Here is an 11,776-nt window from a genome sequence, read left to right as displayed (position 1 = left end):
CCCCAATCCCGTGGGCATGGCTGCGGGTTTCGACAAGGATGCCCGCGTGCCCGATGCCGTGCTGCGGCTGGGCTTCGGCTTCGTCGAGGTCGGCGGCGTCACGCGGCAGCCCCAGCCCGGCAATCCGCGCCCACGCGTCTTCCGCCTTCCGCAGGATGAGGCGGTCATCAACCGCTACGGCCTCAATTCCAGCGGTATGGAAGCCGTTCGCCAGCGCCTGGCGAAGCGCCGGCGGGCCGGGATTGTCGGGATCAATCTCGGGGCGAACAAGGAAAGCGTCGATCGCATCGGCGATTACGTCGCGCTGCTCCAGACCCTCGGTCCGCATGCGGAATTCGTGACACTCAACATCTCCTCGCCGAACACGCCGGGCCTGCGGGATCTCCAGGGCAGGGCCTTCCTCGAGGAGTTGCTCGACCGCACGCTCGATGCCCGCGCGAAGGCAAACCTTGCGACCCGTGTTCTGCTGAAGATCGCGCCTGATCTCGACGATCTCCAGCTTGATGATATCGTGGCAGTGGCGCTGCGCCGCCCCATCGACGGGATGATCGTCTCGAACACCACCACCGCCCGGCCCGAAAGCCTGAAGGACAAGGCGCAGGCAAAGGAAGCCGGCGGGCTTTCCGGCAGGCCGATTTTCCGGCCCTCCACCGTGAAGCTCGCGAAAACATGGCTCCGCGTCGAGGGCAGGTTTCCGCTGGTCGGCGTCGGCGGCATCGCCAGCGGCGCGGATGCGCTGGCCAAGATCGAGGCCGGCGCGAATCTTGTCCAGCTCTATACCGCGCTGATCTATCAGGGGCCGGCGCTGCTTCAGGAAATCAAGGACACGCTGGCCGCCGCCGCGCCGCCGGAGGGACTTTCCGCCCTGGTGGGCCGCGCTGCGCGCGACTGGGCGAGTTCGGCCTGCTGATCAGGCCGGAAGCTCGATCTTCGAGGCGGCGATCACCGCCTGTGTGCGGCTTTCGACGCCAAGCTTCATCAGGATCGCCGAGACATGCGCCTTCACGGTCGCCTCCGAGACCGAGAGTTCATACGCGATCTGCTTGTTGAGAAGACCCTCGGACAGCATGGTCAGCACGCGCATCTGCTGCGGGGTGAGGCTGGCGAGCCGCCGGACCAGATCGGCTGTCTCCTTGTCCGCCCCCACATCGAGCCGGATATGCGGTGGCGTCCATTGTCCGCCCCCGATCACTGTCGCGATCGCGCCGTGCATGGTCTCGATGGAGGAGGTCTTCGGGATATAGCCCGAGGCGCCGAATTCGATGCAGGTGCGGATGGTCGCCGGATCCTCGATGCCCGAAACCACGATGACCGGCACGGAAGGATATTGCGAACGCAGGAAGGTGAGCCCGGAAAAACCGTTCACGCCCGGCATCTTCAGATCCAGCAGCACCAGATCGACCTCCGGCTCGTTCAAGATCGCCGCCGTTGCTTCCTCAAGCGTGCCGGCCTCGATCACGTGGAGGTGTCGGAAGACGCCGTTGACCGCCTGACGCAGCGCGCCGCGAAACAAGGGATGATCGTCGGCGATGACGATGGTGCCGCGGCCATCCGCGGACAGAGGCGTGGAAAGACCTGCCGACATCCCTTTTCCCCCTTGGAATGTTGCCTGTTGATTTTTTTTAAGGCTAACACGCGGATTGCGGTTGCACCATGATCCGATCCAATTACCCGCACCCTGCGACATTCTGTCAGGTTTGTTGCCCTTGAGGCAGCCATCGGTGTTTGACAGCCGCTCCCGCCCCGGCGAAAAAGCAGGCGCGAAGGGCGGCTTCATGGTTTCCACTCTCGTTTTCTCGATCACGACCGCCGGGACGCTCTTTCTGGTTCTCGGGGAGTGGCTGGGCCTGCCAGCGCCGCTCGGCCTGCTGGCGCTTCAGGCGCTGCTGGCCCTCTCCTTCGGATTGATGATCGTGCTTTCGGCGACGAATCGGCTCGATCCCTTTCTGGCGGAGCGGCTGCGGTCGCAGGCTTTCGGGCGGGTGGCGCGCCTTGTCATCCTGCTCCTTGCGGGGCTTGCCGTCAGCGGTGGCGTTGCGCTCGAAAACCCGGTCCGGGCCGGCTGCCTCATCGCCGGCTATATGCTGGGCACGATCGCGCTGCTCCCGCGAGAAGCGGGCTTCGGGGTTTCCGGCGGAAAAATCCTTGCCATGGGTGGCGTGCTCCGGCGCCTGGCCCTGGCGATCATGGCTCTCGTGCTGATCGCCCTGTGGCTGCCGCCGGTGAGCGCCGGTTTCGCTGCCGCCCTCCAGCGCGAGGCCGAGGCTTTGCGTGGCCCGATCATTCTGGGATTGGCCCTTGGTGTCGCTCTGGGCGGAGCCGCTGGCCTCTCGCGGCTCGCGCGGGCGATCCTTCTCCTGGGTCTCGTTCTGGCCGTGGCTCCGCTGGGGGCCGCCGCCTTCGTGGAACGCGCCTTTCCGCTGGAAAGCCTGCAGGGCACGCTGGCGATGATGCTGCGTGACGCGACAACCGCCATTCCCGCCGGCCAATGGCGAGAGGGGCTGCCCGATCTCGTCGCGGGGTTTGCCCTTGGCGGCCTTGCTTCCGCCCTGCGTCCGGCCGGCGAACGGGCGGGCCAGGGCATGCTGGTTGCCCTGCTCGCGCTCATGATCGCGCTGGCCGGTGCCTTGCTCGTGATGATGGAGGTCATTCGCCTGCACGAGATCGTCGTCACGCAGATCGCCGACCAGCCGCCGGCGAGCTGGCCGCTCTTCGTGTTTGACGAGGCCATTCTCGGCTGGCTGAAAGTGTGTGGAGAGGCGCCACGGGATGTGCTTGACTCGTTCCGCGCCTGCCGCGCTCGCGGATACTCGGTCAGCTTCCCGATTTCCGAACTTCGCCTCGAGCCGGGCCTGATCGGCCCGGCCATCGCCGCCTCGCGCGGGTTGCCCGCAGTGCTGGGGGCCGGCTGGCTGCAGGCCGCGCCCTTGATCGGCCTTATCGCCATCGGACTGCTGATGCATGGCGCGGCATTGCTGATCAGCGAGACCAGCCTCTACCGGCGGGCAGGCGAGAAGGCGTTGCGCTCCTCCCGGCTGCTGCTGGCGCGCTTTCTTGTGCTGGCTCCCATGGCATTGCTGTTCCTGCTGCCGGCCGAAGCCGCCTTGCAGGAGCGCCCGGCCTTGTGCCTGATGCTGGGCAGCCTGCTGCTGATCCTTGTCGCAAGGCTAGCCGACCTTTTGCGCGCGGGCGTCAGGGCGTTGCAATCGCGCAAGCCCCATGCTTTGCCGATCACGCCTTCCGCAGAAGCGATCTGAGGGTTTCGATCCGATCGGCTTCTGCTGGTTTCTTGTCATTCCGGATGCGGTGGATGCGCGGGAAACGCATCGCCAGACCCGAGCGATGGCGGGTCGATTCCTGCAAGCCCTCGAAGGCGATTTCCAGCACAAGGCCGGAATCCGGCGCATGCACGACCTCGCGTACCGGGCCGAAGCGGTTGATGGTGTTCTGCCGCACGAAGCGGTCGAGGCCCTTCAGTTCCTCGTCGGTGAAGCCGAAATAGGCCTTGCCCACCGGCACGAGCTTTTCGCCCTCCCAGACGCCGAAGGTGAAATCCGAATAGAAGCTGGAGCGTTTCCCGTGCCCGCGCTGCGCATACATCATCACGCAATCCGCGATCATCGGATCGCGCTTCCACTTGTACCAGAAGCCCTTGGGGCGGCCCGTGAGATAGGGGCTGTTGAGCCGCTTCAGCATCACGCCCTCGATGGCCGGGTTCTCCGCGGATTGCGCCCGCTTCTCGGCGAGTTCCTCCCAGGTCGCGAAGGGGATGGCCGGCGAGAGCATGAGGCGCGGATGGGCTTTCGCCTCGACCAGCGTCTTGAGCCGCGCGCGACGCGCGGGCAGGGAATGCGGGCGCAGATCCTCGCCGCCGATCTGCAGCAGGTCATAGGCCATCAGCGCGACGGGGGAATCGCGCAGCATGGCCGCCGAGACGCTCTTGCGGTTCAAGCGCTGCTGGAGATCCGAAAAAGTCGCGACCACCGTGTCGCGCGCGACCACCAGTTCGCCGTCGATCACCGCGTCCTTCGGCAAGGCCTCGATGAGGTCGGGGAAAGCGGTGGTGATGTCATCGCCGCTGCGGGAGAACAGCCGCACATCCCGTGCAAGCCCGTTGGATCGCGTCGCCGCCTGGATGCGGATGCCGTCCCATTTCCATTCGGCATGGAACTCGGACGGCGCGAGGGTCTCGAAATCCTGATCCTCGATCGGATGCGCCAGCATCGGCGAGCGGAAGGTGAGCGCGGCGGAGGGGTCTGGCCTTGGGCCGCGTCCCTCCAGCCAGGCGAAAAGATCGGTGTAAGGCGGCTCTACCCCGTGCCAGACCTCCTCGATCTCCTCCACCGGATGGCCCGAGAATTCCGCCAGGGCTTGCCTTGCGAGAAGCGCCGAAACGCCGACGCGCAAAGCGCCGGTGATGAGCTTCAGCAAGGCCCAGCGGCCGGTTTCGTCGAGTTCGTCGAGCCATCGGGCGATCAGGGCCGGCCCCTCGCGACGGCTGGCCGAAAGGAGCGTGGAAATCACCTCCGCGAGGTGGAGCGGCGCATCTTTGCCGGTGACCTGGGCCGGCCAGATCAGCGCGATGGTCTCGGAGAGATCGCCGACGAAATCATAGGAAAGGCTGAAGAGCACCGGATCGACCCGCTCGGAGACCAAAGCGCGCAGCTTGGCGGGCTTCACGGCCGGAATGTCGAGCGCACCACCCACAGCCGCCAGCGCATGGCCACGATCGGGGTCCGGCGCCTCGCGCAGATAGCGCACGATAAGGCGCAGCTTTTCCGTGCGGCGCGGCTCGTGGGAGAGACGGTCAAGAAGCGTCGAGAAAGCCTTCACGCGGCATCCTCCGCCGCTTCCTCCCCGAAGCCCACGAGATGCAGGGGCTGTGCCGCGAGGCCCTGGCCAAGGCACCAATGCACGAGCGCATCCTCTTGCCCGTGGGTGACCCAGATTTCGCTGGCTCCCGTTTCCAGAATCGTCTGGCGCAGGCTGTCCCAATCGGCATGGTCGGAAATGACGAGCGGCAGTTCCGCGCCCCTCTGGCGTGCACGGGCCCGCACGCGCATCCAGCCGCTGGCCGCGACCGTGAGCGGCTCCGCGAAGCGCCGCGACCAGATATCGCTCAGGCTCGAAGGCGGGCAGATCAGGATCTCGCCCGCGAGGCTGCCGCGCGGCAGGCCGGCGGCGCGCGCGAGCGGCCCCAATGCGATGCCCACCTCTTCGTAATAGCCGGTCACCTTTTCGAGCGCGCCATGAAGGTAAACCGGCCTTTCATACCCCGCCTCGCGCAGATGGCGGATGAGGCGCTGCGCCTTGCCCAGCGAGTATGCCCCCACAAGATGGGCGCGATGCGGGTTTTCCTGAAGCGAAACCAGCAATTTGCCGACTTCCCGATGCGGATCGGGATGGCGGAAAACGGGAAGCCCAAATGTCGCTTCCGTCACGAACACATCGCACGGCACGACCTCGAAGGGAGCGGCGGTGGCATCGGGCTCGCGCTTGTAATCACCGGAAACGACGATGGTCAGGCCTTTCCATCTGAGCGCGATCTGGCAGGAGCCGAGCACGTGGCCGGCGGGGAAGAACGCGACCTCCACGCCGCCGATATTCAACCACTCGCCGTTCGTCGCTTCCTGCCGCGTCTCGCAGAAACCTTCGCCGAGGCGCAGGCCCATGATCGCGAGCGTTTCCCGGCTCGCCATCACCGCGCCATGGCCGGGCCGGGCATGGTCGGAATGCGCATGCGTGATAAGCGCGCGCGCAACCGGGCGCATCGCATCGACGTAGAAATCGCCGGGCGGGCAATAGAGGCCTTCCGGGCGCGGATGCAGCAGTTCGGAAGGTCTCATGGTCTTGCCTGTTCTCGCCGCCCGTCAAATCGCGTAAGCACCGACATATGTCTTCCGCTGCCCGTTCCGCCAGTCTCGCGCAGGGTTCCGGCGATTTGCTCGCCGATCGCCGCTTCGCTTATGCCGAAGGCGCATGGGCGGATGGCGATGCGCGAGCCGCCTTCGACCTTTACGAACAGACCCTCGAACGGGTTCCCGATTGGCTGCCCGCGCGTCTCGGCCTCGGCAAGGCGGCGCTTGCCCTGGGCCGCGAGGCGGAAGCGCGCGCGGCCTTCGAGAGGGTCGCGAGGGGTGATGAGGCGGACATGCTGGGCGCCCGCGCCTTTCTCGCCCGGATGGGCGCGGAGGGTGGCGCGGTCACCACAGGCTATGTCGCCGCGCTCTTCGATGATTACGCCCCGCGTTTCGATGCGCATCTTGGGTCCGCGCTCGATTATCGCGCGCCGGAATTGCTGGCGGGGGCTTTGGCGAGCGTCGCGGGGGCGCAGCGATGGGCGCGCGTGCTCGATCTCGGCTGCGGCACGGGGCTGATGGCGAAGGCGCTCGCCGGACAGTTTGGCGTCATGGATGGCGTCGATCTCTCCTCGCGCATGCTGGCAATCGCGCGGGAAACGGGCCTCTACAGCCGCCTTGATTGTTTGGAAGCCGAATTGTGGCTTGCCGGCGAACCCGCGCAATCGGCCGATCTCGTGATCGCGGCGGATGTCTTCTGCTACATTGAGAACCTCGCCCCCCTTTTCCGCGAAGTCCGGCGCGTGCTCACCCGTGATGGGTTCTTCGCTTTCACGGTGCAGGATGCGGGCGAGGGGCCGAGCCGCGTGGGTGCCGATCTTCGCGTGCATCACGCCGAGGCGGACCTCCTGCGCTGGGCACGCGAATCCGGTTTCGTGATACTCGATTGCGCGCAAGTGAGTGCCCGGCGTGACCGGGGCGAGCCGGTGCCCGGCGCGCTTTACGTGCTGTCGCGGGATGGCTGAACTCCCCGACAAGATCACGCGATGGTTCGCGGCGAAGGGTTGGTCCCTGCGCGCCCATCAGCATGCAATGATCGATAAGGCGGAGGCGGGCCGCTCCGCCCTGCTGATCGCGCCGACGGGCGCGGGCAAGACGCTCGCCGGCTTCCTCCCGAGCCTCATCGACCTCATGGCGCCGCGCCCGGTGCGGCGGCTTCACACGCTCTACATCTCGCCCTTGAAGGCGCTGGCGGTGGATGTTGCGCGCAATCTTGAAACTCCGGCAGCGGAAATGGGTCTTCCCATCCGAATCGAGGCGCGCACGGGCGATACTCCTGCTTCCCGCCGTGCCCGGCAGATGACCAGCCCGCCGGATATCCTGCTGACAACGCCCGAACAGCTGGCGCTGATGCTCGCGCATCCGCAGGCGGGGAAACTCTTCGGTTCGCTGAACCGGCTGATCATCGATGAAATCCATGCGGTCGCGCCCAACAAGCGCGGCGACCTGCTCGCCCTCGGCCTCGCGCGCCTGCGTGCGCTGTCGCCGGGCCTCGTGACGGCAGGGCTCTCGGCGACGGTGGCCGAGCCGGACGACCTGCGCCGCTGGCTCACGGGGCAGGGCGGCTGCGAAGCGATGGCGGATCTCGTGCTCGCGGCCCCGGAAGAAGCCGCCGAGCCCATCCTTACCATGCTCGAAACCGAGGAGCGCCTGCCCTGGGCCGGGCATTCCGCGCGCCACGCGATCAGGGAGATCTACGCCGAGATTGGCAAGGCGAAGCTCAGCCTCGTCTTCGTCAACACGCGCATGCAGGCGGAGTATCTCTTCCAGCTCCTCTGGAACGAGAACGAGGCGGGAAAGCGCATCGCGCTGCATCACGGCTCGCTGGATGTGGGGCAAAGACGGCGCGTGGAAGCCGCGATGGCCGCAGGCCAATTGGATGCCGTGGTCTGCACCTCGACCCTTGATCTCGGGATCGACTGGGGTGATGTCGATCTCGTCATCCATGTCGGGGCTCCGAAGGGCGCGAGCCGGCTTCTTCAGCGCATTGGCCGCGCCAATCACCGGCTCGATGAGCCCTCGCGCGCCTTGCTGGTGCCCTCGAACCGCTTCGAGGTGCTGGAATGTCGCGCGGCGATCGAGGCGGCCTTCGCGAAGGAACAGGACGCGGTGACGAAGCGAACCGGCGCGCTGGATGTGCTGGCCCAGCATGTGATGGGGATGCTCGTCGCCGAGCCGCGATCCGAGGCGGAGCTTCTGGCGGAAATCCGCGACGCCGCTCCCTATGCCGACCTATCGGAAGAGGATTTCTCCAGGGTCCTCGCCTTCGTCATCGATGGTGGCTACGCGCTCAGGGCCTATGAGCGCTTCGCCCGCGTGAAGCGCGACAAGGAGGGCCGTCTGCGCGTCGCGCATGCGCGCATCGCGCAGAGCTACCGGATGAATGTCGGCACGATTGTCGAATCAACGATGCTCAAGGTGCATCTCGGCAAGCCCCTGGGTCACAACAAGACCGTGGGCAGCGGCAAGGCCTTGCGCTTCGGGCGCCTGCTCGGCGAGGTCGAGGAATATTTCGCGGAAGGCCTCGTGCCGGGCGATACCTTCGTGTTCGCCGGCGAGGTGCTGAAATTCGAGGGCCTCGCGGAGGATCGCGTGATCGTCAGCCGAACCTCGGCGCGTGACCCCATGGTGCCATCTTACGCGGGCGGGAAATTCCCGCTCTCGACGCATCTGGCCCGAAGGGTGCGCCAGATGCTGGCCACACCGAAGGAATGGATCGCCCTGCCCGATCAGGTCTCGGCCTGGCTGGAACTCCAGCGGCAGAAATCGCGCCTGCCCGGGCCGGAGGATCTGCTGGTGGAAACCTTCCCGCGCGGCGAGCGGCATTATCTCGTGGCCTATCCCTTCGAGGGGCGGCTCGCGCATCAGACACTCGGCATGCTGCTCACGCGCCGGCTGGAGCGCGCGCGGCTGAAGCCGCTCGGTTTCGTGGCCAATGATTATGCCCTCGGCATCTGGATGCTCGGCGATGTCGCATCAGAGGCGAAGCGCCACGAATCCTTCCTGCCCGAACTTTTCGCGCCCGACATGCTTGGCGACGATCTCGAGGAATGGCTGGAGGAAAGCGCCCTGATGAAGCGCTCCTTCCGCCATTGCGCCGTGATCGCCGGGCTGATCGAGCGGCGCTTTCCGGGCATGGAGAAGAAGGCACGGGCCGTCACCATGTCGACCGACCTCATCTTCGATGTGCTGCGCCGGCACGAGCCGGATCACATCCTGCTCAAGGCCGCGCGGGCCGATGCGGCGAGCGCGCTGCTTGATCTTCGCCGCCTCTCGGACATGCTGATGCGCATCCGGGGGCGAATCATGCATCACCCGCTGAAGAGGGTCTCCCCGCTCTCGGTGCCGATCCTGCTCGAGATCGGCAAGGAGCCGGTCTATGGCGAGGCGCGCGATGCCGCGATCGGCGAGGAAGCCGCGCGGCTGATGGAGGAAATCGGGGCATGAGGGGCGCTGTGGCGGGTGCAGAAATGGAACTGGCCGGCCATGAATGCCGGATCGCGGGCCTGCGCCTCATGCTCGACTGCTCCGGAGCGGCCTTCCTGCCGGAGGAAAGCATGCTCGTCGTGGCCGACCTGCATCTCGAGAAATCCGCCGCCTTGGCGCGGTTCGGGCAGATGCTCCCGCCCTATGACAGCCTGGCAACCCTGGCGCGCCTCGAGGCCGCCGTGAGGCGGCTGCGCCCCGAAAGACTCGTGTTGCTGGGTGACAGCTTCCATCGGGCCGATCTGGTGCCAGAGGCCGGTTCGCCGGCAGCGATGATCCTCACGCGGCTGGCGGAGCGGGTGCGCTTCATCTGGATCACCGGAAACCATGATCCGCATCACCCGGCGGATTTGCCGGGCGAAAGCCTTGGGCATCTCGATCTCGGTGGCGTGCGCCTGCGCCATGAACCGGAAGCGGATGGAAGACCGGAAATCGTGGGCCACCTGCACCCGGCGGCACGGCTCGCGACGCGCGCCGGCATGCAACGGCGGCGCTGCTTTCTCGCCTCGCGCGAGAGGCTGCTGATGCCGGCCTTCGGCTGCCTCACGGGCGCTCTCGACGTGACGGATCGGCCTATCAGCGATCTCGGCTGGGGCGTGGATGCGCGCGCCTATCTCATCGCGCGTGAGGCAATCCACCCTGTGCCGTTCCACGCGCTCGCGATGCGGCGCTAACTTTTCCCGTCAATCCCGCCGGAAAGCAAAGTTTGCTACCCAGCCGAGCAGAACCGCCACCAGCACGGTTACCAGCGCATAAAGCGGCGCTCGGTTCTTCGCTGCATCCGCCACAGCGGCGTCGAAGCCGACCTTCCGCACCACGAAGCCAGTCTGGGAGGTGCGCAAGACCACACCCTCGGAGACCACCGAGACATTGATCACGTAAAGCCCAACCGGGGCCTTGCCCGGCACATTCACCCTCGCGGTGAAGAGGTTGGGGCGCACCATGGTGATCGCCTTGGGGTCGATGACCAGCGCGCCTTCCTCCTGCCTAAGGCGCAGCAGCGCCTGGCGAAACTCGGCCTGTTCGGCCTGTTCCGGCGCAGGCAGGGTGTCGAGCGGCGGAAGATAATCCGTAAGGCTGAGCTTCAGCCTCTGCGCGGTTTCGTCCGTCACCATCTCGCCCACGGGGCGGGCGCTGAGCAGCGCGAAATAGGTGGGGATGCGCGCGAAGCGCTCGCGGGCCGCCGTCAGCCAGATCGGACCGAGCTGCCCCTTCTTGTGCACCACGATATCCCCCACGGGTCCCTGCACGGTGGCGATGATCTCGAAGGGCGCGGCGCGCGTCACGCTGCGCACATCGCGTTCGATGAAACCGAAGGCCGTCACATCCGCGCCGGTATAGGTCGAGGTGATCGCGACCTCACGGGTCGAAAGGGTCAGCACCAGTTCCTGCGACCGCGCAGGCAGGCCCGAAAGGCAAGCAAGCGCCAGCAACAGGAACGGGACAAGGCGATTCATCGCTCCACCTCGACGGCCGAGATCACGAAGGGATCGAGCGGGCGGCCGACGACCTCGAAAGCGAAGCGCACGCCCACGGCGAGGATGAGCATGGCCAGCAGCAGGCGGAACTGTTCGCCCTTGAGAGTCTGCCCCGTGCGCACGCCGAATTGCGCACCGATGACCCCGCCGACCACCAGAACCAGCCCCAGGATGATGTCCACCGCCTGGCTGATGGTGGCATGCAGGAAAATCGCGACGATCATCGTCATGAGAATCTGCAGCAGTGAGGTGCCGACGACCACATTCGTGGGAATCCGGAACAGATAAATCAGGGCGGGCACCACGAGAAAGCCGCCGCCGATGCCCAGCACGGCGCCCACGAAACCGATGACCGTGCCGAGGGTCACCACCGGAATGACGCTCGTGTTCAGTTTGGAGCGGACAAAATGCAGATGCAGTGGAAAGCGCTGGTGCCAGGCCCTCTCCGGGGGCGGGGGCACGGGCGGAACAGGCTTGCCGCGCTGCACGCGCTTCTCGATCATGGAGCCGATGCTTTCCACGAACATCAGGCAGCCGATCGACATCAGCAATGTCACGTAGGACAGCGTGATGATGAGGTCGAGAAAGCCCAGCTGGCGCATCTGGTTGAAGAATATCACGCCCAGAAAAGCGCCCAGCACGCCGCCGGCAATCAGCACGGCACCCAGCCGCACATCCAGCGCCTGCCTTCGCCAATAGGTGAGCGCGCCGGTGACCGACGAGGCTGCGATATGCACCGATGAGGTGGCGACAGCCACCGGGGCCGGCACTCCGATGAAGATCAGGAATGGCGTGAGCAGGAAGCCTCCGCCCACGCCAAAAAGGCCGGCGATGAAGCCCACGGCCGCGCCCATGCCAAGCAGCAGGAACAGGTTCAGCGGCAACTCGGCAATGGGCAGGTAGATCTGCATCCGGTGATGCGCCTCCGGTGGCAAGGAAAAGCGGAAGGCCGCA

Annotated in this window: 10 protein-coding genes; 5 read left to right on the top strand and 5 right to left on the bottom strand. The window is 66.2% G+C overall.

Features of this window, described 5'->3' with window-relative positions; all coding sequences use genetic code 11:
• Positions 1–910: quinone-dependent dihydroorotate dehydrogenase (locus ACKODO_RS02420; RefSeq protein WP_408981864.1), on the top strand; the 910-nt coding region annotated here is incomplete at its 5' end.
• Here the strand turns inward: ACKODO_RS02420 and ACKODO_RS02415 are convergent.
• Positions 911–1,585: a response regulator gene (locus tag ACKODO_RS02415; protein WP_408981863.1), complete on the bottom strand. Its 675-nt coding sequence runs from the start codon at positions 1,583–1,585 to the stop codon at positions 911–913. It lies immediately after the preceding gene.
• Between the two features lie 190 nt (positions 1,586–1,775).
• Between ACKODO_RS02415 and ACKODO_RS02410 the strand changes: the two genes are divergently transcribed.
• Positions 1,776–3,257 carry a hypothetical protein gene (locus tag ACKODO_RS02410; RefSeq protein WP_408981862.1) on the top strand — a complete coding sequence of 494 codons (1,482 nt, stop codon included), beginning with the start codon at positions 1,776–1,778 and terminating at the stop codon, positions 3,255–3,257.
• Here ACKODO_RS02410 and ACKODO_RS02405 read toward each other — a convergent pair.
• On the bottom strand, positions 3,232–4,833 hold the full coding sequence (locus ACKODO_RS02405; protein ID WP_408981861.1) for a cisplatin damage response ATP-dependent DNA ligase: 1,602 nt from the start codon (positions 4,831–4,833) through the stop codon (positions 3,232–3,234). The two genes, ACKODO_RS02410 and ACKODO_RS02405, sit on opposite strands and share 26 nt — an antisense overlap.
• Positions 4,830–5,846: a ligase-associated DNA damage response exonuclease gene (locus tag ACKODO_RS02400; protein ID WP_408981860.1), complete on the bottom strand. Its 1,017-nt coding sequence runs from the start codon at positions 5,844–5,846 to the stop codon at positions 4,830–4,832. Before ACKODO_RS02400 ends, ACKODO_RS02405 begins: the two co-directional genes overlap by 4 nt.
• Positions 5,847–5,893: 47 nt before the next feature.
• Here ACKODO_RS02400 and ACKODO_RS02395 point away from each other — a divergent pair, with 47 nt between their 5' ends.
• From ACKODO_RS02395 to pdeM, 3 genes are read left to right on the top strand one after another with little or no spacing between them, the layout of a single operon-like run.
• Positions 5,894–6,823 (top strand): methyltransferase domain-containing protein, encoded by a 930-nt coding sequence (locus tag ACKODO_RS02395; RefSeq protein ID WP_408981859.1) that lies wholly within the window; start codon positions 5,894–5,896, stop codon positions 6,821–6,823.
• Entirely contained in the window at positions 6,816–9,305 is a 2,490-nt protein-coding gene (locus ACKODO_RS02390) for a ligase-associated DNA damage response DEXH box helicase (protein WP_408981858.1), read from the top strand. Before ACKODO_RS02395 ends, ACKODO_RS02390 begins: the two co-directional genes overlap by 8 nt.
• Positions 9,302–10,018 carry a ligase-associated DNA damage response endonuclease PdeM gene (gene pdeM / locus ACKODO_RS02385; RefSeq protein ID WP_408981857.1) on the top strand — a complete coding sequence of 239 codons (717 nt, stop codon included), beginning with the start codon at positions 9,302–9,304 and terminating at the stop codon, positions 10,016–10,018. Before ACKODO_RS02390 ends, pdeM begins: the two co-directional genes overlap by 4 nt.
• Before the next feature lie 9 nt (positions 10,019–10,027).
• Here the strand turns inward: pdeM and ACKODO_RS02380 are convergent, their stop codons facing one another.
• Both ACKODO_RS02380 and ACKODO_RS02375 read right to left on the bottom strand, forming a co-directional pair.
• On the bottom strand, positions 10,028–10,801 hold the full coding sequence (locus ACKODO_RS02380) for a TIGR02186 family protein (RefSeq protein WP_408981856.1): 774 nt from the start codon (positions 10,799–10,801) through the stop codon (positions 10,028–10,030).
• Positions 10,798–11,733, bottom strand: a complete 936-nt coding sequence (locus tag ACKODO_RS02375; protein WP_408981855.1) for a sulfite exporter TauE/SafE family protein — start codon at positions 11,731–11,733, stop codon at positions 10,798–10,800. The genes ACKODO_RS02380 and ACKODO_RS02375 overlap by 4 nt, the downstream gene beginning before the upstream one ends.
• Positions 11,734–11,776 lie beyond the last annotated feature (43 nt).

The sequence above is a fragment of the Rhabdaerophilum sp. genome (assembly GCF_046092605.1).
Lineage (GTDB): Bacteria > Pseudomonadota > Alphaproteobacteria > Rhizobiales > Beijerinckiaceae > Rhabdaerophilum.
The sequence above is the reverse complement of the archived record's forward strand: the minus strand, read 5'-3'. Positions and strand labels throughout refer to the sequence as shown.